A 23,765-nucleotide genomic window follows, 5' to 3' on the forward strand; every position below is an offset into this window, starting at 1 on the left:
TTGAGGGAAGTTTGGGGAACGCGTGGTTCGCGCACCCGGGTGCCGGGTATCTCTCCGGTTGTTGCTCCCGCTCGCCCAGGTACGTCCACATCGGACAGTCGAAAGGACGGCGACGTCGATGCCGTATCCCCCGCCCCCCGAGCCCTACGATCCGCCGTACGAACCGGCTCCGGCCGAAGAAGTCGTGGAGCGCACCCACCCGCGCATCCGGATCGTGCGCACGGTCAACGCCCTCATCCACCTCGTGTGCGGCGTGTTCGCCCTGGTGCTCGCCGTGCACATCCTGCTGGTGTTCGGCGAGGCGAACGCGGCGAACGGCTTCGCGCACCTCATCTCCGAGTGGTCGGCCGGCGTCTCCCTCGGCCTGCGCAACCTCTTCACCCCGGACAACGAGAAGTTCCGGGTGTTCTGCAACGACGGCCTGGCCGCGGTCATCTGGCTGGTCATCGGGGCCGTGCTGACCGACGTCATCACGCGCATCGGCGCGCCCGGCCCGAGGCGGGTCTGGTACCGGCGCCGCCGCAGCTACTACGGCTGATCCGTCGCGCGAAGAAGCCGCCCCGGTCACGACCGGGGCGGCTTATTCTGCGCTGGGTCAGCCCTTCGGCTGGTCGGCGACCGGTTTGACGGGCTCCGGCTCCGGCCGCGGCCGGGCCTCGGCGACGTCGGCGGGCCGGGGAGCGGGGACGCCCTGGGCGGCGACCACGTCGAAGTGCTCCCGGCACCAGCGGCCGTAGCGGCGTGCCTGCACTGTCATGGTGTCCACCTCCTCTCCACGGGCGATCCTGGTCACACCCTCAGCGTCCTCCGCCGGGCCGCCGAAAGCCAACAGATTTAAGCCGGACTTAAGGACACGAGCGGGTGAACGTCCACAAAGGACGTCAGCCCGCGAACTCGCGCACGACAGCGCGGCAGAACGCCGGCAGGTCGTCCGGGTTGCGGCTCGACACCAGGCCGTTGTCGACTACTACTTCTTCGTCGACGACGGTGGCGCCGGCGTTACGCAGATCGGTCCGGATGCTCGGGTACGACGTCAGCGTGCGGCCACGGACGACATCCGCTTCGACGAGCGTCCACGGACCGTGGCAGATGACCCCGACCGGCTTGCCCGCGCGCACGAAGTCCGCGACGAACCGGACCGCGTCGGAGTTCGTCCGCAGGTTGTCGGGGTTCATCGTGCCGCCCGGGAGCAGCAGCGCGTCGAAGTCGCCGATGCCGACGTCGGCCACCTTGCGATCGACCGGGAACTTCTCGCCCTTGTCGATGTCGCCGTTCATCGCCTGGATCTCGCCGGTGTCCAGCGACACCAGCTCCACCGTCGCGCCCTCGTCGAGGACGGCCTGGCGCGGCTGCTCCAGCTCGACCTGTTCGACGCCGTCCGCGGCCAGGATCGCGACGCGGCGTCCTTGCAGTGCGTTCGCCATGAAACTCTCCTCCGCCCGAGATCAATGCACGAAGGAATTACCCCCTGGAGAGGCGGCCAAACTCGGTCCACACAGGACTTACCGTCAGTCGGAACACTCGATCGCGAGCACCGCGATGTCGTCGTGGGCGGAGCTGCCGAGCCAGTCGCGCACGGCCTGCCGCAGCCGCCGCACGACCTCGCGGGCGGGCTGGCCCGCCGCGGTCGCCAGCACCGCGCGCAGCCGGTCGTCGCCGAACAGCTCCGTCGGGTCGTGCCGGTTGCGGGCCTCGGTGATGCCGTCGGTGTAGAGCAGGCAGACGTCGCCGCGCTCCAGCCGCACCTCCGCCTCGGCGAAGCGGGCCTGCGGTGAGATCCCGACCAGCGTCCCGGGCACGGTGACCTCTTCGACCACGCCGCCCCGGCGGACGATCAGCGGCGCCGGGTGCCCGCCGGAGGCCAGCGTCAGGCCGACCCCGCCGTCGGACGGCCGGGCCGTGCCGAGCACCAGCGTGGCGAACCGGCTGCTGCCGCCGGCGATGAGCAGTTCGTTGAGCAGCCGCAGCAGCGTCCGGCCGTCGCGCTCGACCATCGCGAGCGCGGTCAGCGCGTGCCGGACCCGCCCGGTGAGCGCCGCGGCCTCGGCGCCCTTGCCGCAGATGTCGCCGAGCACCAGGAACGCGCTGCCGTCGTCGTGCGCGAGGACGTCGAAGAAGTCGCCGCCGACCGCGAGCACCCCGGCGGCCGGCTCGTACCAGGTCTCGAACCGGGCGCCGTCCAGCTCGGGCGGGTCGACCGGGCGCAGCGTGGTCTCCAGGCCGCGCGTGGCCTCCTCCTGGCGGGCGTAGCGCTGCGCGTTGGCGAGCGCCGTCCCGGCCGCCCTGGCGAACTCGACGACCGCGCGGCCCTGCTCGGCGCCGAACTCGGGGTCCGCCTTGCGGCCCAGCAGCAGGGCGCCGGTGACGCCGGCACTCGCGTTCGGGCCCAGCGACACGACCGCCACCTCGGCGTGCCCGGCGAACCGGTCGGCCACGACCGAGGGCAGGGTGGCGACCTCGGGCTCGGGCACGGGGGTCGGCTGCGGCTTCCCGGTGGCCGCGAACGTGGCCGCCAGCACCGGCGCGACCTGCGCCGGGACGCGCCGGATCCGGCCGTGGCCGTGCGCCGTCGGGCGCTCGCAGCTCCACCACTCCCACCGGCCGCGGGTGGTCGGCAGCAGCACGAAGACCGTCTCGGCCAGCGCGGACGCGGCCAGCTCGGCGATCACCCGCGCGGTGCCGTGGCGCCCGCGCGCGGCGGCCAGCCGGGGCCCGGCCTCGGCGAGGAAGTCGCCAACGTGGCGCTGCGGGACGTCTTCCGCGGAGACGGTCCAGGCGTGCCAGCCGCCCGGTAACGCACGGATCCGGGCGGGACGACGATTACCCGCCACTTCGACGTGGCCGGAGGTTTCAGCGAGCGGATGCAGCCGCGGCTCGGCGCCGCCGGTCAGCGTCCGGGCCGCCGGGTTCGCCCAGCGCAGCACCCCGTCGGCGTCCTGGAGGAACACCGCGTCGCGCACGTCTTCGAGGACGGCCCGTCCGAAGGCGTCGAAGCCCGGCGGCGCGTCCTCACCGGTCATCGGCGGCAGGGCCGCCGAGGCCGGAGCCGGACGTGACACCATGCACGGACCTCCTGCCTCCGGACAGCTATCGCACGGTTACCGCGTGAGCGGGCGGACTGGCTCGAAGTGTAGGGCGAATCATGACACGCTGGGTCATGGACCATGGCTGGCGCATGCGTGGTGGAGAGGGTCGGCACACATGACAACGGAATCCCAGAGCGAGGCGGCGGCGCTGGAGCGGCTGCTCGTGGCGGTGCGGGATCTCGGGGACGGCAACTTCCGCCGGCGGCTCGTGCCGCACGGCGACGGCATCTCGGCGCAGCTCGCGGTCGCGTTCAACGACATCGCCGAACGCAACCAGCGGCTGGTCAGCGAGCTGCTGCGGGTGCGCGCGGCCGTCGGCCAGGACGGCAGGCTGAGCGAGCGGCTGGAGACCGAAGTCGGCCCGGGCGGCTGGAGCACCGCCGTCGACAGTGTCAACGGCCTGGTCGAGGATCTGACGCGGCCGACGATCGAGCTGGACCGGGTGCTCGGCGCCGTCGCCGAAGGTGACCTTTCCCAGCCGATGACCTTGACGCTGGACGGCCGCCCGCTGCAGGGCGCGTACGCGACGCTGGCGAAGACGGTCAACGGCCTCATCGCGCAGCTGTCGAGGTTCGCCGCCGAAGTGACGAGGCTCTCCCGCGAGATCGCGGGTGAGGGACGTCTCGGCGGCCAGGCGGTCGTCCCGGGCGTGTCCGGGACCTGGCGCGACCTGACCGACTCCGTCAACTTCATGGCCGACAACCTGACCGAGCAGGTCCGCAACATCGCGCAGGTCACCACGGCCGTCGCGCGCGGCGACCTGACCCAGAAGATCAACGTCGACGCCCGCGGCGAGATCCTCGAGCTCAAGAACACCATCAACACGATGGTCGACCAGCTGTCGTCGTTCGCCGACGAGGTCACCCGCGTCTCCCGCGAGGTGGGCTCCGACGGCAAGCTCGGCGGCCAGGCCCAGGTGGCCGGCGTCGCCGGGACGTGGCGCGACCTGACCGACTCGGTCAACCAGATGGCCGACAACCTCACCGACCAGGTCCGCGGGATCTCGCAGGTGGCGACGGCGGTGGCCAACGGCGACCTGACGAAGAAGATCGAGGTCGACGCCCGCGGAGAGATCCTGCAGCTGAAGAACACGCTCAACACGATGGTCGACCAGCTCTCGGCGTTCGCCGGCGAGGTCACCCGCGTGGCGCGCGAGGTCGGCAGCGAGGGCAAGCTCGGCGGGCAGGCCGAGGTGGCCGGTGCGGCCGGGACGTGGCGCAGCCTCACCGACTCGGTCAACGGGATGGCCGACAACCTCACCGACCAGGTCCGCAACATCTCGCACGTGACCACGGCCGTGGCGAAGGGCGACCTGACCCAGAAGATCACCGTCGACGCGCGCGGCGAGATCCTCGAGCTCAAGACGACCATGAACACGATGGTCGACCAGCTGTCGGCGTTCGCGGACGAAGTCACCCGCGTCGCCCGCGAGGTCGGCACCGAGGGTCAGCTGGGCGGGCAGGCGCAGGTCCCCGGCGTCGCCGGCACCTGGCGCGACCTCACCGGGTCCGTGAACTTCATGGCGAACAACCTGACCACCCAGGTCCGCAACATCGCCCAGGTCGCGACGGCCGTCGCGCGCGGCGACCTGACCCAGAAGATCGCGGTGGACGCCCGGGGCGAGATCCTCGAGCTGAAGACGACGCTCAACACGATGGTCGACCAGCTCTCGGCGTTCGCGGACGAAGTCACCCGCGTCGCGCGCGAGGTCGGTACCGAAGGCAAGCTCGGCGGCCAGGCCGCCGTGCCCGGCGTCGCCGGGACGTGGAAGGACCTCACCGACAACGTCAACTTCATGGCGAACAACCTGACCGACCAGGTCCGGAACATCGCCACGGTGACGTCGGCGGTCGCGAAGGGCGACCTGACGCAGAAGATCTCGGTCGACGCGCGCGGCGAGATCCTCGAGCTCAAGACCACGCTCAACACGATGGTCGACCAGCTCTCGGCGTTCGCGGACGAAGTCACCCGCGTCGCGCGCGAAGTCGGCACCGAAGGCAAGCTCGGCGGCCAGGCCACCGTCCGCGGCGTCGCGGGCACCTGGAAGGACCTCACCGACAACGTCAACGTCATGGCCACCAACCTGACCGACCAGGTGCGCAGCATCGCCACCGTGGCGGCCGGCGTGGCCAACGGCGACCTGTCGAAGAAGATCTCGATCGTCGCCCAGGGCGAGGTCGCGGCCCTGGCCGAGACGCTCAACGGCATGGTCGAGACGCTGCGCGCGTTCGCCGACGAAGTCACCCGCGTCTCGCGCGAGGTCGGCACCGAAGGCATTCTCGGCGGCCAGGCGCGGGTCCCCGGCGTGGCCGGGACCTGGAAGGACCTGACCGAGAACGTCAACTTCATGGCGCACAACCTGACCAGCCAGGTGCGCAACATCTCGCAGGTGACCACCGCGGTCGCGCAGGGCGACCTGACGAAGAAGATCGACGTCGACGCCCGCGGCGAGATCCTCGAGCTCAAGACGACCATGAACACGATGGTCGACCAGCTCTCGGCGTTCGCCTCCGAGGTCACGCGCGTGGCGCGCGAGGTCGGCACCGAGGGCAAGCTGGGCGGCCAGGCCGAGGTCGGCGGCGTGTCCGGCACCTGGCAGCGGCTCACCGAGAGCGTGAACCAGCTGGCCGGGAACCTGACCACGCAGGTCCGCGCGATCGCGCAGGTCGCGACCGCGGTGACAGCGGGCGACCTGACCCGGCACATCGCGGTCGACGCGTCCGGTGAGGTCGCGGACCTCAAGGACAACATCAACCAGATGATCGCGAACCTCAAGGAGACGACGAGGACCAACCGCGAGCAGGACTGGCTGAAGACGAACCTCGCGCAGCTGTCGGGCCGGATGCAGGGGCACCGCGACCTGGCGTCGGTGGCGGCGCTGATCCTGTCCGAGCTGGCCCCGCTGGTCCGCGCCCAGCAGGGCGCGTTCTTCCTGGCCCGCGACGACGACCGCGACGGCACGGTGCTCGAGTGCATCGCCGCGTACGGCCTCGCCCAGTCCCGCGCCGGCCTGCGGTTCGCGATCGGCGAGTCGCTGATCGGGCAGGCCGCCGTCGACCACCGCACGATCCTGGTCCAGGACGCGCCGCCGGAGTACGCGCTGGTGTCGTCCGGGCTCGGCTCGTCGTCGCCGGTGAACCTGATCGTGCTGCCGGTGCTGTTCCAGGGCGAGGTGCTCGGGGTGCTGGAGCTGGCCTCGGTCAACGAGTTCAGCACGGTCCATCAGGACCTGCTCGAGCAGCTGCGGCACACGATCGGCGTCAACGTCAACACGATCCTGTCGAACTCGCGCACGGAAGCGCTGCTGACGGAGTCGCAGCGGCTGGCGCAGGAGCTGCGAGCGCGGTCGGAGCAGCTGCAGGCCCAGCAGGGCGAGCTGCGGCGGTCCAACACGGAGCTGGCCGAGAAGGCGGCGCTGCTGGCCCAGCAGAACCGCGACATCGAGGTCAAGAACAGCGAGATCGAGCAGGCGCGCCAGGAGCTGGAGGAGCGTGCCGGGCAGCTGACGGTGGCGTCGCAGTACAAGACCGAGTTCATGGCGAACATGTCGCACGAGCTGCGGACGCCGTTGAACAGCGCGTTGATCCTGGCGAAGCTGCTGTCGGAGAACCCCGAGGGCAACCTGACGGAGAAGCAGATCCAGTTCGCGAAGACGATCTACGCGGCGGGGTCCGATCTGCAGCAGCTGATCAACGACATACTGGACCTGGCCAAGGTCGAGGCGGGCCGGCTGGACATGCAGATGTCCGACATCACGCTGCCGGAGCTGGTGGACTACGTCGAGTCCCTGTGCCGTCCGTTGACGGCGGACAAGGGCCTGGAGTTCGCGGTCCACATCGACCCGCCGGTACCGGGCAGCGTCCACACCGACGAGCACCGCCTCCAGCAGATCCTCCGGAACCTGCTGTCGAACGCGGCGAAGTTCACCGACGAGGGTCGCGTCCGCCTCCACATCCGGGCAGCGGACCCGGCGGAGGTGGAGCAGGAGGCGCTTCGCAACGCGCCGGGCATCATCGCGTTCGCGGTCGAGGACACCGGGATAGGGATCCCGGAGGAGAAGCTGGCGGTGATCTTCGAGGCGTTCCGCCAGGCGGACGGCACGACGAGCCGCAAGTACGGCGGAACGGGCCTCGGGCTCAACATCAGCCAGCAGCTGACGGAGCTCCTGGGCGGCGAGCTGCGGGTGGTGAGCGAGCCCGGAGTGGGTTCGACGTTCACCCTCTACCTCCCGGTGGCGGCGGCCAACCTGGTGGACCCGGTGACGGCGTTGTCCTCCCCCCGGCTGCCGCCGGTCCCGAGCACGGTCCTGGTGGCGGCCCCGGACGTCACACCGAAGCGCTTCCACGGCGAGAAGGTCCTGATCGTCGACGACGACCTCCGCAACGTGTTCGCGCTGGCGGCGGTCCTGGAGCAGGCGGGCCTCGAGGTGGTCTACGCGGAGACGGGCGTGGACGGAATCAGGGCATTGGAGCGCCACGAGGACACGGCGCTGGTCCTGATGGACGTGATGATGCCGGAGCTGGACGGCAACGCAACGATCGCGGCCATCAGGGCCGAGGCGGCGAACGCGGACCTGCCGGTGATCGCGGTGACGGCGAAGGCAACCCCGGAGGACCGGGCAAGGACATTGGCCAGCGGCGCGGACGACTACATCACGAAGCCGGTGGACACGGACAAGCTGCTGGACGTGATCGCAGCGTCGCTGGAAGCGGACGCTGCATCGTTCGGAGCGGGTGACGGGAATCGAACCCGCGTAGCTAGTTTGGAAGACTAGGGCTCTACCATTGAGCTACACCCGCGTGCCCCCGAGGTACCCGGGTGCGAGGTCAGCTTAGCGTGACCCGCTAGGCTGACCGCACACCCCCCTGGGGGTGTCACGGGATGTGGCGCAGCTTGGTAGCGCATCCGCTTTGGGAGCGGAGGGTCGCAGGTTCAAATCCTGTCATCCCGACCCGGGTTCGAGGCTTCGCTTCGCGGGCGCCTCTTACCCTCCTTCTCTTCCCCCGGGGGCCGAGCCCCCGGACCCCACGGTGCCTCGGGCTCATCCTGGGTGGACTGCCGGAGGTTTCTTGATTACTTCCTTGGGGTTCGTTGCCGCCTTGGGCGGTGGCGGCGTAGGGCTAGAGTGCCCGCTGTTGCTGCTGAGCCGCCGCTCACCAGACCCGTCAGTGCGAGTGGTGACACCAGGCTGATCAGCACCAGCGCTGTTGCCACGATCGCCAGGGCGAGGACGCCCGCCGCGACTGCACACCGCGCCAGCCGCAAGGCGTTGCGTGTGCTCTTCTCACACGCAACGACCTCACGGAGCCACGTCAGCCATCGGTAATCTCCGTCCTCAAGCGACTTCGGGGCATTCACCAGACACCCCGATCCGTCGGCGGTCCGGAACGAAGCGTCAGCGCCAGCAATGGCGCTCGCACCAGCACTCTCAGCGCGTGCCGCACCTGGCCCAGCCACGAGCAGCCGGATTCGGTCATCTCGAGCAACTCCGAACGGAACACCTCGTCGTACTCCGCACGGGAGAAAACGGGGAGCAACCGGACCGCGCAAGAAGTCAGCCGTTGCGACATCTTGGCGACACGCGTGCCGTTGGACAGCTCGATGACTCGTGAATGCATACGCACTAGCCGACGCTGGAAATCCTTGACCGGAAAGTAAGTCGCGGAAATCACGGATTCCATCCGCCGCACGAAGTACATGCCGCCGGACGCGTGATCGGTCAATCGCGGGCCCACGTTGGCCACCTGGTCGGCATGGAGGTGCTCGTTCAGCTCCCTGGCCAGGCTGCCGATCCCCTTGAGCGCGTCGAACATGCCGTCCTTGAACCCGAGATTCAGATCCCGGACGGCAAGGTAGTTGCGCTGAAGATCAGGCTTCGACGAGATTTCGATGTCCGGATCGACGCCGAACAACCGGACGATCGCACGCGCGCCGCGCTCGGCTTGCTCCAGCTCGAAGACGAGCCTGCGCGCGTTTTCGAAGACGCGGTCACGGGCACAGATGTGCTGTTGGTCCTGCAGCAGCCGCGGATCCAGGTCACGGCCGAGGTTCTGAATCCGCGCCTCGGCAAGCGGCCGGAGATCCAGGCTGATGTCCCTGAGAACAATGAAGCCGCGAGCAAGGGAACCGCTGATGTCGACGACGTGCTCGAGGACGAGGCGAACGGCACGCCCTTGATCGAGGGTGAGTGCCCCCGCCATCACGCACCCCCGGCCAAGTCGGGACGCAGACGCGCGAGCGCCTGCGCGGAGGCTTCCGCACGGCGCAGGGCGGCCTGGACCTGCCCCAGACTGTTCGGGTCAAGGCTGTAGTACCGACGTCGGGGCCGCCCTCGTTCCGCCGGATCGACTTCTTCCCAGCGACTGCGGAGCCAACCGACCTTTTCCAGCCGCGCAAGGATCGGATGGATCGTGCCACTGGGCAGTCCCGCAGCCGCACAGAGCTCCAGGCCGTACCTCTCCCGGGCCGGGTCGCTCACCAGTTCCCGCAGCACCAGCTGCGTTGGTAGCGTCATCCTTGGACCAGCCATACTTGAACTCTACCTAGGGGCTAGGTAGAGTTCAAGTATCGGTTCGACCTTGACCTCAGACGGGCATCACCTGCCAGCCAGGTCACCAACGACTCGGCAATCAGCTCCGGCTGCTCCTCCGGCGTGTGGTGGCCCGCCGTCACCGGGTGGTGGGCCGCCTCCAGCGAGGCGAACGTCTTCGACATCCACTCGACCATCGGTGGGGTCAGCATCGTGTCGAAGCCGGGCTCGAAGGTGATCAGCAGCTTCGGGACCCCAGAGGACGTCGCCAGCCAGCCGTCGAAGGTCTCGATCCTCGAGACCACCGAAGCCGGCTCGCCGCCCAACGGCATCGAACAGGCCCAGCGCAACAGCGGGATTCGGGACTCCCGTGTCGGGTACATGCCTTCGTACTCCGGTGGGAGCGACTTCAGAAACATGTCGATCATCGGATCGGCTGCCCCGGGGGTCTTGAGTGCGCGGAACACCTCTGCTCCCGGCGGCGGGAACTCCTCCCACGTCATCGGCTTCAAGACCGCTTCCGTGAACGCCAGCCCGCGGACTCGCGAAGGGTGCCGCGACGCCCAGTCCGCCGCCAGCGCTCCGCCCCAGTCGTGGCCCACCAGGACCACGTCCTCCAACGACAGCTCGTCGAACCACTCCGCCAAGTAGCGCGCGTGGTCGGAGAACGTGTAGTCGATGCGTGGCCTTGGCGAGTCGCCCATGCCGATCAGGTCCGGTGCCAGACGGCGGCCCGGGACCAGCGGCATCACGTTGCGCCACAAGTGTGACGATGTCGGGTTACCGTGCAAGAACACCACCGGTGCGCCCGCACCCGTCTCGCGGTGGAACAGTTTCATTTGAACGCCACCGCGTTCCGTGCCGCCCAGTCGGCGAACGGGCGGGCTGGGCGACCCAGGATCTGCGCGACGTCCGGGCTCACCCGCTGCTCAGCCCGTGTCGGCGAGCCCAGGATGTCCAGCGTTGCCTCCGCAACCTCCGGGGGCATGAAGTTCTGGAACGACGCAAGCGCTTCCGGCCGTGTCTGCGGGGTGAACCGCACCGGCTCGCCCAGCGCCGTGCCGATCGCCGCCGCCTGGTCTCGCGGAGAGACCAGCGCCGGGCCTGTCAGTTCGTACGTGCGGCCCGTGTGCAACGGTGAAAGCAGCGTTGCGGCCGCCACCTCGGCGATGTCCGCCGGGTCGATCACCGGCAAACCGACGTCGCCGAAGGGGGCGGACAAAACACGGGAGGTACGCACGCTTTCCGCCCACTGCAACGCGTTCGACGCGAACCCACTCGGCCGGAGGATCGTCCACGGCAGACTCGAGCCGCGCACCTCGTCCTCAAAGAACGACGGGTGCCGGCCCGTTCCGACTCCCTGCGACGACAACAACACCACCCGAGCTCCGTCAGCCGACGCGAGTATCGGCGAAACCGGACCGTGAAAACCCGGTGGCAGCAGCAAAAACACCGCCGTCGCGCCCTCGAAGGCCGGACGCAACGACGCTGCGTCCGACACGTCACCCGGGAACGGCCCCTTGCGGGACACCGCCCGGACCTCTTCCCCTGCCGCCGTCAGGGCCTCCACCAATGGCCGGCCGACGTTGCCCGTTGCTCCCATGACTGTGATCATGCGAGCGACGCTACATTCGGACGTATAGTAGGTACCTAGAGGAAAGTATTGGACGGAGGCACCAAAAGTGACCGAGACCACACCCGAGCTGGCCTGCCCGATCGCCCCCGTCGTCGACATCGTCTTCAGCCGCTGGACGACGCCGATCCTGTGGGCGCTCAACGAATACGGACGTCTGCGGTTCGTCGAACTCGAGCGCCGCATCGCCACCATCACCCCGAAGGTGCTCACCCAGCGGCTGCGGCAGATGGAACGTGACGGCCTGATCACCAGGACCTACCACGCCGAAGTCCCGCCGCGGGTCGAGTACGAGATCAGCGAACTGGGCCGCAGCCTCGGCCCGATGTTCGCGACCCTCGCCGAATGGTCGCCCAACCTCGACAAGGTCGACGCGGCCCGGCAGGCCTACGACTCGCGCAGCTCCGCCAGGTAGTCCTCGGCCGCAGCCACATCGGCCGCCGAGGAAGCGCGCGGGGGCGTGCCATCCGCTGGATCCCGCCGCCAGCAGCTTTCCGTGCACCGCGCGCATCCCCGCGGCGAACGCCTCGAACAGCGCCGCGACGTCGGGGACCTGCACCAGGCAGCTCCCGTAGGACTGCGCGGGATCGAACCCCGGCAGGCCGAAGAAGTGCAGGTGCAGGTCCTCGCGGCGCAGCGCCACTAGGGCGAAACGTCCAGATAGTCCAGGTTCGCCGGACCGTCGACAGTCGTCGCCGTGACACGCACCGTGTGCGGGCCCGCCGCCAAGGCGACCTGCCGGGTGACCGTGCTCCACGTCGTCCACGCGCCGGTCGCCGGGAACGGCACGTCCGTGGCCACCACCGTGCCGTCGACCGCGATGTCCACCGGGCGCGCCGCCGCCGTGCCGTTCGCGTAGCCGAACGTCAGTGCCGACGCCGGCCCCGTCACCTGCCACTCGACGTAGCTGCCGGCCGCGTTGGCGCCGTTCGCGAAGCCGGTTCCCGAGAAGCCCGCGTGGTTCGCGTCCACCGTGCCGCCCGCCGACAGTGAAGCCGACTCGGCTTCGTAGCGCGAACCGGAACGGGACAAGCGGTACAGCACCGTCGCGTGCGAAGGCACCGAAGCGCTGATCGTGCCCGTGGTAGCGCGAGAAGCCTTGCTCCACAGGTCCTTCAGCGTGTACGACGACGCGCTGCCGATCCCGGTCGCCGACGCGGAAGTGCTGATCGTCGCCGTCGACGCCGTTTCGTTGGACAGCGCCACCGCGCGGTCACCGTTGGACAGGACCTTGCTGTAGACGACCAGTCCGCCGGTCGAGCTCAGCACGGTCGCCTGCTTGCCCAGCGGGTCCTGGTCGAGCGCGATGACGTCGGCGTTCTTCAGGATCGAGAAGCTGTCGTCGGACACCTTCCGCAGGTCGCTGCCGATGAGCAGCGGCGCCGCCATCATCGCCCAGAGGCTGAAGTGCGTGCGGTACTCGGCCGCGGTCATGCCGCCGTTGCCGACCTCCAGCATGTCCGGGTCGTTCCAGTGCCCGGGCCCGGCGTACTGCGCGAGGCCGCGGTTGGCCTGCGCCTTGCCGATCATGCTCGACCACTTGTCGGAGATGTCGCCGGTGGTGCGCCACAGGTTGCCGACCGGCGCGGCCCAGGTCCACGGCTGGTTCTGACCCCACTCGCAGATCGAGTACGCGATGGGCCGGCCGGACTTCGCCAGCGCGTCCCGCATCGCCTTGTACCGCTGCTGGGCGTCGACGCCCTGGTTGTTGCAGTTGTCGTACTTCAGGTAGTCGACACCCCAGGAGGCGAAGAGGTTCGCGTCCTGCTGCTCGTGGCCGAGACCACCGGGGAAGCCGGCCTTGTTGCAGGTCTTCGTGCCGGCGCTGGTGTAGATGCCGAACTTCAGGCCCTTCGCGTGCACGTAGTCGGCCAGCGCCTTGATGCCGCCGGGGAACCGAGCGGGATCCGGGACCAGGTTGCCCGCCGAGTTCCGCGAGGGCAGCGCCCAGCAGTCGTCGATGTTCACGTACTGGTAGCCGACGTCCTTGAGCCCCTTGCTGACGAAGAGGTCGGCGATACCTCTGATCATTGTCTCGTTGAAGTCGGCCTTGCATTGCGTGGAGTTCCAGTTGTTGAACCCCATCGGCGGTGTGCGCAGCAGCCCGTTTTCCAGAGCCGACGCCGGGGTCTGGCTCAGGACGGTGCCGCTGGCCGCGAGCGCGAATGCGGCGGCCGCGACCGCCGTGCGCCGGAGGAAGGACATGCTTGCTCCCTGGTGGAGACATCGGAGGTCTACACCAGTTAGTAAAGAGACCTGCCTAACCGGACGTCAAGAGATCATGTATCAGATATGAAATTGGGTTTCCGCTGGCCGGGACCTACTCGGTCACCTGCCGGGCGGTCGCCATCGCGCGTTCGGTCTCCCAGAACGCCCGCATCGACGTGATCAGCCCGTCCTCGCCGACGCGGTAGACGAACACCCCGTCGGTGTCGACGCGGTAGCCGCCCGGCAGGTACGTCGTGATCGTGCCGACGTTGGCGCACTCGTCGCCCGCCGCGTGCGAGTCGCGGATCGTGAACTCGAAGCGCTCCACGTTGCCGATCGTCTTGTCCCAGAACGCGCTGATCCCCTCGCGGCCGTGGTGCCCCTTGCCCTCTTCGTCGAAGAAGGACGGCCCGACCGGGTCTTCCACCACCCCGTCCGGGGCGAACAAATCCAGCCAGGCCTCCTTCTCGCCCGCCGTCACCGCGGTCATCGACGCGAGCGCCGCGCGCCGCGCCGGCGGCTGCTCCGCCGACGTGTCCCAGCTGACCTGCACACCCATGGACGTCACTCCTCGAACTTCGCGATGATTTCGGCCCCGAACTTGTGGATCGCTTCGAGCTTCGGCTCGACCGGCGCGTCGAACCCGACGCCGTCGAACACCCACGGCATGGTGATGATGTCGGTGACGCCGACCTCGGCCTGCTCGCGGTAGCCGTCGAGCCCGAACTTGTCGATGCAGACGGCCTGGTAGTCGAACGGGTCGTCGGCGCGGCCGCGCTCGGCCAGCAGCTCCTTGAGCCGGGCGATCGTGTCGCGCAGCTCGTCGAGCTTCATCATCGCCGACGACCAGCCGTCGGCGACGCGGGCCGCGCGCCGCAGCGCGACGTCGGTGTGGCCGCCGATGTAGAACGGCACCCGCTTCGGCGGCGCCGGGCTCATCTGGATCTTGTCGAAGTCGTAGAACTCGCCGTGGTACTCGACCATGCCGCCGTCGAGGATCAGCCGGAGGACGTCGATGGCCTCGTCGACGCGCTTGCCGCGCCGCTCGAACGGGACGCCGCAGTACTCGAACTCCTGCGGCAGCCAGCCGACGCCGAGCCCGAGGCCGAACCGGCCGCCGGTGAGCACCGACGCCGAGCCGACCTGGCGCGCCAGCAGCACCGGGTTGCGCGAGCCGAGCTTCAGCACCGACGTGTAGAACTCGATGCGGCTGGTGACCGCGCCCATCGACGCGGTCGCGACCAGCGGGTCGACCCAGGGCGTCTCCCCGGTCCAGAACCGGCTGCCGTCGGGCGTGTACGGGTAGTCCGTGTCCACCGTCTCGGCGTAGAACAGCGAGTCCGGCAGGGCGATGGAGGCGAAACCGGCCTCTTCGGCGGCCCGGGCGAGCTCGCCCAGCTGATCGAGGGGGTTCATCGCGATCGACAGGGTGAACTTCATACCACGGAACTATAACGTGTTCTAGTTTCCTCGGCCAGCCCGCGCGGTGTGCCGGATCACGTCCCGGGAACCCTCCGCGTAACGTCCGCGTTGTCCGAATCAAAGGTGACTTCCGGTCACCGGGCACCGAGCTTCTGGGAGTGGTCCATGGGCACCGCGATCTTCCTGATCGTGCTCGTCGTCGTGATCGTCGGTGGCGGCCTCTATTTCTCGCGGCAGCGCGCCGCGGCCCGGCAGCGGGAACTCGACGACGCCAAGGCCGACGCCCGGCGCCTCGTCGAGCGGCTCGGCGGCCAGGTCCTCAACCTCAACGGCAACGACACCGCGTCGATGCAGGCGATGGCGGACGCCGCCGAGCGCTACAACGCGGCCGGTTCCCAGATGGAGCAGGCTCGCACGATCGAGCAGGCCCGGCTGGTCAAGGACACCGCCGTCGAAGGCCTCTACTACGTCCGCGCCGCGCGCGTCGCGATGGGCATGGACCCCGGCCCGCAGCTGCCGGAGGAGGCCGAGCGCGAGCGCGCCGGCAAGGTCACCGAGCGCCGCGACGTCGACGTCGAGGGCCAGCACTACGCCGCCTCGCCCGACGCGGGCCAGGACACGCCGTACTACTACCCCGGCGGCCGCGTGGCCGGGCGGCCGGTGCCGCAGGGCTGGTACAGCGAGCCGTGGTGGAAGCCCGCGCTCGTCGCCGGCGCCTGGGGCCTCGGGTCGATGTTCCTGTTCAGCGCCATGTTCTCCGGCATGGGCGGCATCGCCAGCGCCGGGGCCTGGGAGTCGGGCTACGACGCGGGCCAGCAGGACGCGCTCGAGTCCGGTGACGCGGGCGGCGACGGTGGTGACGGCGGAGGCGACTTCGGCGGCGGCGACGGTGGCGGCGACATGGGTGGCGGCGACTGGGGCGGCGGCGGTTTCGACGGTGGCGGCTTCGATGGCGGGGGCTTCGACGGGGGCGGCTTCGACTTCTGATCGCCGGCTGGCATCCTCCTGGACGACCTTCAGGAGGATGCCGTGGCGACCGTGCTGATCCCCGTCCCCGCCCGGGACTCGGACCCGTCCGAAGTGGCCGTCAGCCGGGCGGTCCTCGCCGGGCACACCGTGGTCTTCGCGACGCCGGACGGTGCGCAGGCGACCTGCGACGAAATCATGGTCACCGGCGAAGGCCTCGACCTGTGGAGCCGCGTACCGGGCCTGCGGAAGCTCACGGCGCTCGGACGCGTGTTGCGGGCCGACGAAGCCGCCCGTGACGCCCACCGGGCGTTGCTCGCGGATCCCGCGTGGCGCGCCCCGATCCGCTGGGACGACATCGAGCTCGATGGCTTCGACGGCCTGCTGCTGCCCGGCGGGCACCGCGCCCGCGGCATGCGGGAGTACCTCGAAAGCCCGGTGCTGCAGGGCGTGGTCGTCGAGGCCTTCCGCCGGGACCTCCCGGTCGGCGCGATCTGCCACGGCGTCCTGCTCGCCGCGCGCAGCCGCAACCCGGACAACGGACGCTCCGTGCTGTACGGCCGCGAGACGACGGCGCTGACCTGGCGGCTGGAACGCACAGCCTGGCGGCTCGCGCGGCGGACCCGGTTCTGGGACCCGGACTACTACCGCACCTACCGCGAGGAGCCGGGGCAGCCCGAGGGGTACATGTCGGTGCAGCAGGAGGTCACGCGGGCGCTGGCGCGGCCGGCGGACTTCCGGGACACGACCGACCGTGTCCAGGCGAGCGGCCGGGCCCGCGACCGGCTCGACGACGCGCGTCCGGCGTTCGTCGTCGAGGACGGGAACTACGTGTCAGCGCGCTGGCCCGGTGACGTCCACACGTTCGCGAAGACCTTCGCCACCCGCCTTCAGGCCGGCTGACAGGTGGGGCACCAGTAGAGGTTGCGGCCCACCAGCTCCGAGTTCGCCACCGGCGTCCCGCACACCAGGCACGGCTGCCCGGCGCGGCGGTAGACGTACACCTCGCCGCCGTGGCGGTCCACCCGCGCCGCCCGCCCCATCGCCTCCGGCAGGTGCTCCGGGCGGACCGTGTCGATCCGGCCGACGCGGACGCCGTCGCGCATCAAGGCCACCAGGTCCGCCCACAGGTCGTCCCACAACGCCCGGTCGAGCGACCGTCCCGGCGTCAGCGGCGCGACGCCGTGGCGGAACAGCACCTCGGCGCGGTAGACGTTGCCGACGCCCGCCAGCACCGCCTGGTCCATCAGCAGCGCCGCGATCGACGTCTTCGAGCGCGAGATGCGCGCCCAGGCCTGGTCGGGTTTCGCGTCGCGGCGCAGCGGGTCGGGGCCGAGGCGCGCCTTGATCGCGTCGACCTGGTCCGGGGACAGCAGCTCGCACCGGGTCGGCCCGCGCAGGTCCGTCCAGTGCGTCCGCCCGGCCAGCCGCAGCCGGACCTGGCCCACCGGCTCCGGCGCGGGCAGCGGGGACTCGCCGAACGTGCCGTAGAGCCCGAGGTGGATGTGCACGATCCCGTGTGGACCGTAGTCGTGGAAGAGGTGCTTGCCGTACGCCTGCGCACCGACGAACACCCGACCGTCCAAACGGGACGCCTCGGTGGCGAACCGGCCCTGCGGGCTGCTCACCTCGACCGGGGCGCCGGCGTAGCGGCGCTTGTGCAGCCGCGCGAGCCGGTGGAGCGTGTGCCCCTCGGGCATCAGGCCTCCGGCAGCGCCGGCGGGGTGCCGGTGCGCTCGTAGTCCAGCAGCTGCTGGACGCGGCGCGCGTGCCGTTCCTCCGGCGAGACCTCGGTCGCCAGGAAGGCTTCGACGATCTCCGTGGCCTGCTCGGCGGTGTGCATCCGGGCGCCGACGCCGATCAGCTGGGCGTGGTTGTGCTCGCGGCACAGCTTGGCCGTCTCGACGCTCCACGCGAGGCCGGCCCGCGCGCCGGGGACCTTGTTCGCGGCGATCTGCTCGCCGTTGCCGGAGCCGCCGACGACGATGCCGCGGCTGCCCTCGTCGGCCACCACGCGCAGCGCCGTCTCGACGCAGAACGCCGGGTAGTCGTCGGCCGCGTCGTAGACCCGCGGGCCGATGTCGGTGACCTCGTGGCCCTGCTTCTCCAGGTGAGCCACCAGGTGGTTCTTCAGCTCGAAGCCGGCATGGTCGGATCCCAAGTAGACACGCACGGCTGGAGTCTGCCATCACGGCCGGTTTCGGGCATGCTCCGGGGGTGGGCATCTGGGAGCAGACGGGGTACGACGTCCGGCTCGACTGGGGCGCCGAAGGCGTGGCCGCTCTCGGCCGGGAATGCGCCGTACTGGTCGTCGTCGACGTGCTTTCCTTCAGCACCACCGCGGATCTCGTGGTCGGCCGCGGCGGGCGCGTGCTGCCGGTCCGCTGGCGCGACGAACGCGGGGTGGCTCAGGCCCGGGCGGCCGGCGCCGTCATCGCGGGTGAAGGCGCGTTCACCCTCAGGCCGTCTTCTGTGACGGAAATCCCGCCGGGGACGCTGCTCGCGCTCCCCTCGCCCAACGGCGCGACGCTGTGCGACGCCGCCGCGGCGACCGGCGCGCGGGTCCTCGCCGGCTGCCTGCGCAACGCCTCCGCCGTCGCCGCGAAGGCGCACGACCTGGGCGGCCCGATCGGGCTCGTCGCCGCGGGGGAACGTTGGGGCGTGAACATCTTCGGAGAGGGCGAAGTGTTCGGCCCGCTGCGGCCGTGCGTCGAAGACCAGCTGGGCGCCGGCGCGATCGCCGCGGCACTGGCCGGGCTCGGCCTGTCGTTGTCCCCCGAAGCCGCGATCGCCGCCCGATCGGTCGACGTCGCGGCCCTGGCAAGCTGCGTGTCCGGTCGCGAGCTGACCGAGTCGGGTCACGGCGCGGACGTGACGCTGGCCGCGCAGCTCGACGTGAGCGATGCTGCTCCCGTACTGAGCGAAGGAGTACTGGCATGAACGGGCGTTGGATCGAGGTCGCCGACGGCGTGCACGCGCGCCGCTACGAAGAGCTGGACCTGACCGTCGGCCTGGTGGTGGGCGCCGACCGCTGCCTGGTCGTCGACACGCGCGGCGACCTCGAGCAGGGCGCCGAGCTGGCGGCGGCGGTCCGCGAGCTGACCCCGCTGCCCTGGTCGGTCGTGTACACGCACGCGCACTTCGACCACACCTGGGGCACCGAGCGGTTCGCGCCCTGCCCGGTCTGGGCGCACGAGGGCTGCCGCGCCGAGCTGACCGAGGACCCGGAAGGCGCGCGCGCCACCTGGATCGCCCACTACCGCAAACAGGGCAAGACGGAGACCGCCGACGCCATCGCGCGCACCACGTTCGTCGTGCCCGACCACCTGTTCACCGACCGGACCGAGCTCGACCTCGGCGGCCGGACGGCCGTCCTGCTGCACCCCGGCCGCGCCCACACCGACCACGACGTGATCGTGCACGTGCCCGACGCGGGGGTGGTCTTCGCGGGAGACATCGTCGAGAACGCCGAGCACGGCTTCAGCGAGTTCTCGTTCAGCTCCGAGTCGGATCTGACCGCCTGGCCGGACACGTTCGACACGATCCTCGCGCTCGAGCCCCGGGTGATCGTGCCCGGCCACGGCGAGCCGGTCGACGCCGACTTCGTCCGCTACCACCGCCACGGCCTGCACGAGCTGATCGCGCTCAAGGCCGGGGTCGGGCGCGGCGAGACGACCGAGGCCGCCGCCGTGGCCGCTTCGCGCTACCCCGGCGACGTCACCTTGGCCGCCCTCAAGACGCCTTGAAGACGCCTCAGTCGAAGTTCAGCTCGCCCGAGCGGGTGCGCTTGAGCTCGAAGAAGTCCGGGTAGCTCGACAGCGCGACGGCGCCGTCGAACACCTTCAGCGCGTCTTCGCCGCGCGGGATCGAGCTCAGCACCGGGCCGAAGAACGCGACGCCGTCGATGTGGATCGTCGGGGTGCCGACGTCCATACCGACCGGGTCCATGCCCTCGTGGTGGCTCTTCTTCAGCGCCTCGTCGTACTCGGTCGAGTCCGCGGCGTCGTACAGCTCGGCCGGCGCGCCGATCGCGGCCAGGGCTTCCTTGATGACCGCGTCGCGGTCCTTGTTGCCCTGGTTGTGGTACCGCGTGCCGAACTCGGTGTAGTAGTCGCGCAGCACCTCTTCGCCCTTGAGCTGCGACAGCGCGACGGCCACGCGCACCGGGCCCCAGCCCTTCGCCAGCAGCTCCTTGTACTGCTCGGGCAGCTCGTCACGGCCCTCGTTGAGCACCGACAGGCTCATGATCCGGAAGTGCAGGTCCAGGTTGCGGTGCTTCTCCACCTCGAGGATCCAGCGCGAGGTGATCCACGCGAACGGGCAGATCGGGTCGAAGTAGAAGTCGACCCTCGTGGGCTGCTCGGCAGCGGTCATCAGGTTCTCCTGTGCGAAGTCAGGTCCGGTCCGGGGGCGGGCACACCCCCACACAGCGGGCCAACACCTCGGGACCCGGGCTTGTTCCCCATCGCCCGCCACCCCTTCCCCATGATTGGATGCGAGGAGTTGAAAACCGATACCAACGACCAGAGGTGCCTGTGCCCGCCCCCAACCTGACCCGCGACCAAGCCAAGCTGCGCGCGGACCTGCTCGAAGTCACCGCTTACGACATCGAGCTGGATCTCACCGACGGCCACGGCGGCCCCGGCGAGAAGACCTTCGCGTCGAAGACGACCGTCCGGTTCGCCAGCGCCCGGGCCGGCGAGCGGACGTGGGTCGACATCGTCGCCGACCGCGTGCACTCGGCCACCCTGAACGGCACCGACGTCGACGTCAGCGCGTACGTCGAGGACAAGGGCATCGCGCTGGCCGGCCTGGCCGAGGCGAACGAGCTCACCGTGACCGCCGACTGCCGGTACATGAACACCGGCGAGGGCCTGCACCGCTTCGTCGACCCGGTCGACGACGGCGTCTACCTGTACACCCAGTTCGAGACGGCGGACGCGAAGCGGATGTTCGCCTGCTTCGACCAGCCCGACCTCAAGTCGGTCTACCGGCTCACCGTGATCGCGCCGGACGACTGGAAGGTCGTCTCGAACACGATGGCGGAGTCCACGGAGAAGACGCCCGAGGGCGCCGTCCGCACGGTGTTCAAGGAGTCCGAGCGGCTCTCGACCTACCTGGTCGCGCTGATCGCCGGCCCGTACGCCGAGTGGAGCGACGAGTACACCGACGAGCACAAGACGATCCCGCTCGGCATCTTCTGCCGCGCGTCGCTGGCCGAGCACATGGACGCCGAGCGGCTGTTCACCGAGACCAAGCAGGGCTTCGGCTTCTACCACGAGAAGTTCGGCACGCCCTACCCGTTCTCCAAGTACGACCAGCTGTTCGTGCCCGAGTTCAACGCGGGCGCGATGGAGAACGCCGGCGCGGTGACGTTCCTCGAGGACTACGTCTTCCGCAGCCGCGTCACCCGCTACGCCTACGAGCGGCGCGCCGAGACGCTGCTGCACGAGATGGCGCACATGTGGTTCGGCGACCTGGTCACCATGCGCTGGTGGGACGACCTGTGGCTGAACGAGTCGTTCGCGACCTTCGCGAGCGTGCTGGCCCAGGCCGAGGCGACCGAGTACAAGAACGCGTGGACCAGCTTCGCGAACATCGAGAAGTCGTGGGCCTACCGCCAGGACCAGCTGCCTTCGACGCACCCGATCGCGGCCGACATCGTCGACCTGCACGCGGTCGAGGTCAACTTCGACGGCATCACCTACGCCAAGGGCGCGAGCGTGCTCAAGCAGCTCGTCGCCTACGTCGGGCTCGACCACTTCCTCGACGGCCTCAAGGTGTACTTCGGCAAGCACGCCTGGGGCAACGCCACGCTGGCCGACCTGCTGGGCGCGCTGGAAGAGGCATCCGGGCGCGACCTGTCGTGGTGGAGCGCGCAGTGGCTGGAGACCACCGGGCTGAACTCGCTGAGCCCCCGCTACGAGATCGGCGCGGACGGGAAGTTCACCTCGTTCGCCGTCGTGCAGTCCGGCGCGAAGCCGGGCGCCGGTGAGCTGCGCACGCACCGGGTCGCCGTCGGGATCTACGACGAGGACGGCTCGGGCAAGATCATCCGGACCCAGCGGGTGGAACTGGACGTCGACGGCGAGCGCACCGAGGTGCCGGACCTGGTCGGGCGGCCCGCGGGCAAGCTCGTGCTGGTCAACGACGACGACCTGACGTACTGCACGATGCGGCTCGACCCGGCGTCGTTGACGACGCTGATCGACCGCGTCGCCGACATCACCGAGCCGCTGCCGCGGACGCTGTGCTGGTCGGCGGCGTGGGAGATGACCCGCGAGGCCGAGCTCAAGGCCCGCGACTTCGTCACGCTGGTGCAGCGCGGCATCCACACCGAGACCGAGGTCGGCGTCGTCCAGCGGCTGCTGCTGCAGGCCCAGACGGCGCTCAACTCGTACGCGGAGCAGCAGTGGGCGGCCTCGACCGGCTGGCCGGCGTTCACGACGCGGCTGCTGGAGCTGGTCCACGCCGCCGAGGCGGGCTCGGACCACCAGCTGGCGTTCGTCAATTCGCTGGCGGGGTCGGTGCTGGACGCGGCCACGCTGGACGTGGTGGCCGGCTGGCTCGACGGGTCCGCGCCGCTCGACGGCCTGACGGTCGACACGGACCTGCGCTGGCGCCTGCTGCACGCGCTGGTGGCGCACGGCAAGGCGGACACGGCGGAGATCGACGCCGAGCTGGCCCGCGACAACACGGCGACGGGCCGCCGGCAGGCCGAGCGCGCGCGGGCGTTGCGCCCGACGGCGGAGGCCAAGGCGGACGCGTGGCAGCGCGCGGTGTACGACGACGAGCTGCCGAACGCGGTCAGCGACTCGCTCATCTCGGGCTTCTCGCACCCGGGCCAGAAGGCGCTGCTGGGTTCGTACGTCGCGCAGTACTTCGAGGTGATCGACGAGGTGTGGCAGCGGCGGTCCAGCGAGCGCGCGCAGCCGATCGCGATCGGGCTGTACCCGTCGTGGGCGGTGGCCCCGGAGACGGTGACGGCGTCGGACGAGTGGCTGACCGGTGAGCACTCGCAGGCGCTGCGACGGCTGGTTTCGGAAGGCCGGGCGGGGATCGTGCGCGCTTTGGCCGCGCGGGACTTCGACGCCCAGGCCTGAGCCGGACGTAAAAGAGCCCCGCCACCTCTACTCGAGGTGCGGGGCTCTTCGCGTCTCTGCGTCAGCGGGGCGCGGGGCCCGCCTGGTCGGACAGCATGCGCAGCGCGTTCACCAGGCCGTTGACCAGCCCGCGAACCAGGTCGCCCTCCTTGAAGGACGCCACCATGCTGGCGATCGCCAGCTTGGCGCCGCGGTCGGGCAGGCGGACGTACGCCGCCTTGCCCGTCACGATCTCGATCAGGCGCTCGCCCGGGGAAACCGCGATCAGGACCGAGTTCGCCGGGTTCGACGTCGTCGCGTGCAGCTTCTCCGCCGCCGAGCGGCTGTCGTCGCCCAGCTCGCCGAGGTACAGGCTGAAGTCGAGACCCGTCTCCCGGCTCGCGAACGTCAGCGCCTCGTCGAGGCGGGCCAGCTGGCGCGTGTTGAACGGGCTCGTCGGCGCTTCCGGCTCGTACATCTTCGCGGCCGACACGCGGCCGCTGGACGTGAGAGCTTCGCCGTAGCCCAGTTCGGACTCGTCGACGCGCTTCGTCAGCTCACCAGTTGCCACGAGCGCCTCCTGCCGCGGTCGGGGCGCCCTCGGGCGCGCTGTTCTCGGTGGCGGCGTGGTGCCCCGCGCCGACCCCTTCGGGGTTGGCGCTCCACCACATGGCCGGGTAGTCCCAGGCCTGGCCGGACCGGTGCCGCGGGGCACCGCCGGACCTGCGCCGGAGCGTCAGCAGCCCGGCGAGGCCGTAGATGGCCAGCGGGATCACGGCGAAGACCACGATCGTCTCGACAACGTTCACGGCGCTGAGCGTATCGGATGGTCCCCGAAG

General features: G+C 70.2%; 23 protein-coding genes, 2 tRNA genes and 1 pseudogene. 9 read left to right on the forward strand and 17 right to left on the reverse strand.

What is annotated here, in order from left to right:
- The first annotated feature begins 118 nt into the window (after positions 1-118).
- Complete coding sequence (locus QQ657_RS11965; protein WP_284742147.1) at positions 119-538, forward strand: hypothetical protein; 420 nt, start codon at positions 119-121, stop codon at positions 536-538.
- 57 nt (positions 539-595) lie between these two features.
- Here the strand turns inward: QQ657_RS11965 and QQ657_RS11970 are convergent, their stop codons facing one another.
- The 3 genes from QQ657_RS11970 to QQ657_RS11980 form a co-directional block, all read right to left on the reverse strand.
- On the reverse strand, positions 596-757 hold the full coding sequence (locus QQ657_RS11970; RefSeq protein WP_284742148.1) for a hypothetical protein: 162 nt from the start codon (positions 755-757) through the stop codon (positions 596-598).
- A gap of 124 nt (positions 758-881) precedes the next feature.
- The gene (locus QQ657_RS11975) at positions 882-1,424 is read right to left on the reverse strand and encodes a type 1 glutamine amidotransferase domain-containing protein (RefSeq protein ID WP_284742149.1); all 543 of its coding nucleotides are present in this window, start codon (positions 1,422-1,424) and stop codon (positions 882-884) included.
- Between the two features lie 84 nt (positions 1,425-1,508).
- Positions 1,509-3,062 carry a SpoIIE family protein phosphatase gene (locus QQ657_RS11980; RefSeq protein WP_284742150.1) on the reverse strand — a complete coding sequence of 518 codons (1,554 nt, stop codon included), beginning with the start codon at positions 3,060-3,062 and terminating at the stop codon, positions 1,509-1,511.
- A gap of 139 nt (positions 3,063-3,201) precedes the next feature.
- Here QQ657_RS11980 and QQ657_RS11985 point away from each other — a divergent pair, with 139 nt between their 5' ends.
- Positions 3,202-7,860, forward strand: a complete 4,659-nt coding sequence (locus tag QQ657_RS11985; protein WP_284742209.1) for a HAMP domain-containing protein — start codon at positions 3,202-3,204, stop codon at positions 7,858-7,860.
- Here QQ657_RS11985 and QQ657_RS11990 read toward each other — a convergent pair.
- A tRNA-Gly gene (locus tag QQ657_RS11990) sits at positions 7,815-7,885 on the reverse strand. The two genes, QQ657_RS11985 and QQ657_RS11990, sit on opposite strands and share 46 nt — an antisense overlap.
- A 78-nt stretch (positions 7,886-7,963) precedes the next feature.
- Between QQ657_RS11990 and QQ657_RS11995 the strand changes: the two genes are divergently transcribed.
- Positions 7,964-8,037: transfer RNA gene (locus QQ657_RS11995), tRNA-Pro, on the forward strand.
- 403 nt (positions 8,038-8,440) lie between these two features.
- Here the strand turns inward: QQ657_RS11995 and QQ657_RS12000 are convergent.
- From QQ657_RS12000 to QQ657_RS12015, 4 genes are read right to left on the reverse strand one after another with little or no spacing between them, the layout of a single operon-like run.
- Positions 8,441-9,286, reverse strand: a complete 846-nt coding sequence (locus QQ657_RS12000) for a hypothetical protein (RefSeq protein ID WP_284742151.1) — start codon at positions 9,284-9,286, stop codon at positions 8,441-8,443.
- Positions 9,286-9,579: a PadR family transcriptional regulator gene (locus tag QQ657_RS12005; protein WP_284742152.1), complete on the reverse strand. Its 294-nt coding sequence runs from the start codon at positions 9,577-9,579 to the stop codon at positions 9,286-9,288. Before QQ657_RS12005 ends, QQ657_RS12000 begins: the two co-directional genes overlap by 1 nt.
- A 56-nt stretch (positions 9,580-9,635) precedes the next feature.
- Positions 9,636-10,454 (reverse strand): haloalkane dehalogenase, encoded by an 819-nt coding sequence (locus QQ657_RS12010; protein WP_284742153.1) that lies wholly within the window; start codon positions 10,452-10,454, stop codon positions 9,636-9,638.
- Positions 10,451-11,230, reverse strand: coding sequence for an SDR family oxidoreductase (locus QQ657_RS12015; RefSeq protein WP_284742154.1), 780 nt, complete (start codon positions 11,228-11,230; stop codon positions 10,451-10,453). Before QQ657_RS12015 ends, QQ657_RS12010 begins: the two co-directional genes overlap by 4 nt.
- Positions 11,231-11,297: 67 nt before the next feature.
- Here QQ657_RS12015 and QQ657_RS12020 point away from each other — a divergent pair, with 67 nt between their 5' ends.
- Positions 11,298-11,663, forward strand: coding sequence for a winged helix-turn-helix transcriptional regulator (locus tag QQ657_RS12020; protein WP_284742155.1), 366 nt, complete (start codon positions 11,298-11,300; stop codon positions 11,661-11,663).
- A 120-nt stretch (positions 11,664-11,783) separates the two neighbouring features.
- On the opposite strand, the pseudogene QQ657_RS57055 reads toward QQ657_RS12020, so the two are convergent.
- The 4 genes and pseudogenes from QQ657_RS57055 to QQ657_RS12040 all read right to left on the reverse strand — a co-directional run.
- Positions 11,784-11,891, reverse strand: a pseudogene (locus tag QQ657_RS57055) (DUF8817 family protein); the annotation flags it as partial.
- Positions 11,891-13,453, reverse strand: coding sequence for a carbohydrate-binding protein (locus QQ657_RS12030; protein ID WP_284742157.1), 1,563 nt, complete (start codon positions 13,451-13,453; stop codon positions 11,891-11,893). The gene QQ657_RS12030 and the pseudogene QQ657_RS57055, both read right to left, overlap by 1 nt.
- 115 nt (positions 13,454-13,568) lie before the next feature.
- Positions 13,569-14,015, reverse strand: coding sequence for a nuclear transport factor 2 family protein (locus QQ657_RS12035; protein ID WP_284742158.1), 447 nt, complete (start codon positions 14,013-14,015; stop codon positions 13,569-13,571).
- Positions 14,016-14,020: 5 nt separating this feature from the next.
- Positions 14,021-14,896, reverse strand: a complete 876-nt coding sequence (locus QQ657_RS12040) for a TIGR03619 family F420-dependent LLM class oxidoreductase (RefSeq protein WP_284742159.1) — start codon at positions 14,894-14,896, stop codon at positions 14,021-14,023.
- Positions 14,897-15,043: 147 nt separating this feature from the next.
- Here QQ657_RS12040 and QQ657_RS12045 point away from each other — a divergent pair, with 147 nt between their 5' ends.
- Both QQ657_RS12045 and QQ657_RS12050 read left to right on the forward strand, forming a co-directional pair.
- Complete coding sequence (locus QQ657_RS12045; RefSeq protein ID WP_284742160.1) at positions 15,044-15,865, forward strand: hypothetical protein; 822 nt, start codon at positions 15,044-15,046, stop codon at positions 15,863-15,865.
- A 42-nt stretch (positions 15,866-15,907) separates the two neighbouring features.
- Positions 15,908-16,747 (forward strand): type 1 glutamine amidotransferase domain-containing protein, encoded by an 840-nt coding sequence (locus QQ657_RS12050; protein WP_284742161.1) that lies wholly within the window; start codon positions 15,908-15,910, stop codon positions 16,745-16,747.
- Here the strand turns inward: QQ657_RS12050 and QQ657_RS12055 are convergent.
- Together QQ657_RS12055 and QQ657_RS12060 are read right to left on the reverse strand one after the other, a co-directional pair.
- On the reverse strand, positions 16,735-17,544 hold the full coding sequence (locus tag QQ657_RS12055) for an Fpg/Nei family DNA glycosylase (RefSeq protein WP_284742162.1): 810 nt from the start codon (positions 17,542-17,544) through the stop codon (positions 16,735-16,737). The genes QQ657_RS12050 and QQ657_RS12055 overlap by 13 nt on opposite strands.
- The gene (locus QQ657_RS12060) at positions 17,544-18,017 is read right to left on the reverse strand and encodes a ribose-5-phosphate isomerase (protein WP_284742163.1); all 474 of its coding nucleotides are present in this window, start codon (positions 18,015-18,017) and stop codon (positions 17,544-17,546) included. The genes QQ657_RS12055 and QQ657_RS12060 overlap by 1 nt, the downstream gene beginning before the upstream one ends.
- Before the next feature lie 44 nt (positions 18,018-18,061).
- Between QQ657_RS12060 and QQ657_RS12065 the strand changes: the two genes are divergently transcribed.
- Positions 18,062-18,784 carry a 2-phosphosulfolactate phosphatase gene (locus tag QQ657_RS12065; RefSeq protein WP_434056732.1) on the forward strand — a complete coding sequence of 241 codons (723 nt, stop codon included), beginning with the start codon at positions 18,062-18,064 and terminating at the stop codon, positions 18,782-18,784.
- Positions 18,781-19,590, forward strand: a complete 810-nt coding sequence (locus QQ657_RS12070; protein WP_284742164.1) for an MBL fold metallo-hydrolase — start codon at positions 18,781-18,783, stop codon at positions 19,588-19,590. Before QQ657_RS12065 ends, QQ657_RS12070 begins: the two co-directional genes overlap by 4 nt.
- A gap of 7 nt (positions 19,591-19,597) precedes the next feature.
- Here QQ657_RS12070 and QQ657_RS12075 read toward each other — a convergent pair whose 3' ends face one another.
- A complete protein-coding gene (locus tag QQ657_RS12075) occupies positions 19,598-20,218 on the reverse strand; it encodes a mycothiol-dependent nitroreductase Rv2466c family protein (protein WP_284742165.1) in 621 nt (206 codons plus the stop codon).
- A 161-nt stretch (positions 20,219-20,379) separates the two neighbouring features.
- On the opposite strand from QQ657_RS12075, the gene pepN reads away from it, so the two are divergent.
- Entirely contained in the window at positions 20,380-22,947 is a 2,568-nt protein-coding gene (pepN, locus tag QQ657_RS12080; protein WP_284742211.1) for an aminopeptidase N, read from the forward strand.
- A gap of 61 nt (positions 22,948-23,008) precedes the next feature.
- Here the strand turns inward: pepN and QQ657_RS12085 are convergent, their stop codons facing one another.
- Both QQ657_RS12085 and ctaJ read right to left on the reverse strand, forming a co-directional pair.
- Positions 23,009-23,497, reverse strand: coding sequence for a DUF5130 family protein (locus QQ657_RS12085; protein ID WP_284742166.1), 489 nt, complete (start codon positions 23,495-23,497; stop codon positions 23,009-23,011).
- Positions 23,484-23,735, reverse strand: coding sequence for an aa3-type cytochrome oxidase subunit CtaJ (gene ctaJ, locus QQ657_RS12090; RefSeq protein WP_284742167.1), 252 nt, complete (start codon positions 23,733-23,735; stop codon positions 23,484-23,486). Before ctaJ ends, QQ657_RS12085 begins: the two co-directional genes overlap by 14 nt.
- Positions 23,736-23,765 lie beyond the last annotated feature (30 nt).

It is taken from the genome of Amycolatopsis ponsaeliensis (genome assembly GCF_030182635.1).
Classification (GTDB): Bacteria; Actinomycetota; Actinomycetes; order Mycobacteriales; family Pseudonocardiaceae; genus Amycolatopsis; species Amycolatopsis ponsaeliensis.

Coding starts and splice junctions, on each gene's coding strand:
- QQ657_RS11965 (WP_284742147.1), top strand. CDS start 119: ATGCCGTATCCCCCGCCCCCCGAGCCCTACGATCCGCCGTACGAACCG.
- QQ657_RS11970 (WP_284742148.1), bottom strand. CDS start 757: ATGACAGTGCAGGCACGCCGCTACGGCCGCTGGTGCCGGGAGCACTTC.
- QQ657_RS11975 (WP_284742149.1), bottom strand. CDS start 1,424: ATGGCGAACGCACTGCAAGGACGCCGCGTCGCGATCCTGGCCGCGGAC.
- QQ657_RS11980 (WP_284742150.1), bottom strand. CDS start 3,062: ATGGTGTCACGTCCGGCTCCGGCCTCGGCGGCCCTGCCGCCGATGACC.
- QQ657_RS11985 (WP_284742209.1), top strand. CDS start 3,202: ATGACAACGGAATCCCAGAGCGAGGCGGCGGCGCTGGAGCGGCTGCTC.
- QQ657_RS12000 (WP_284742151.1), bottom strand. CDS start 9,286: ATGGCGGGGGCACTCACCCTCGATCAAGGGCGTGCCGTTCGCCTCGTC.
- QQ657_RS12010 (WP_284742153.1), bottom strand. CDS start 10,454: ATGAAACTGTTCCACCGCGAGACGGGTGCGGGCGCACCGGTGGTGTTC.
- QQ657_RS12015 (WP_284742154.1), bottom strand. CDS start 11,230: ATGATCACAGTCATGGGAGCAACGGGCAACGTCGGCCGGCCATTGGTG.
- QQ657_RS12030 (WP_284742157.1), bottom strand. CDS start 13,453: ATGTCCTTCCTCCGGCGCACGGCGGTCGCGGCCGCCGCATTCGCGCTC.
- QQ657_RS12035 (WP_284742158.1), bottom strand. CDS start 14,015: ATGGGTGTGCAGGTCAGCTGGGACACGTCGGCGGAGCAGCCGCCGGCG.
- QQ657_RS12040 (WP_284742159.1), bottom strand. CDS start 14,896: ATGAAGTTCACCCTGTCGATCGCGATGAACCCCCTCGATCAGCTGGGC.
- QQ657_RS12045 (WP_284742160.1), top strand. CDS start 15,044: ATGGGCACCGCGATCTTCCTGATCGTGCTCGTCGTCGTGATCGTCGGT.
- QQ657_RS12055 (WP_284742162.1), bottom strand. CDS start 17,544: ATGCCCGAGGGGCACACGCTCCACCGGCTCGCGCGGCTGCACAAGCGC.
- QQ657_RS12070 (WP_284742164.1), top strand. CDS start 18,781: ATGAACGGGCGTTGGATCGAGGTCGCCGACGGCGTGCACGCGCGCCGC.
- QQ657_RS12075 (WP_284742165.1), bottom strand. CDS start 20,218: ATGACCGCTGCCGAGCAGCCCACGAGGGTCGACTTCTACTTCGACCCG.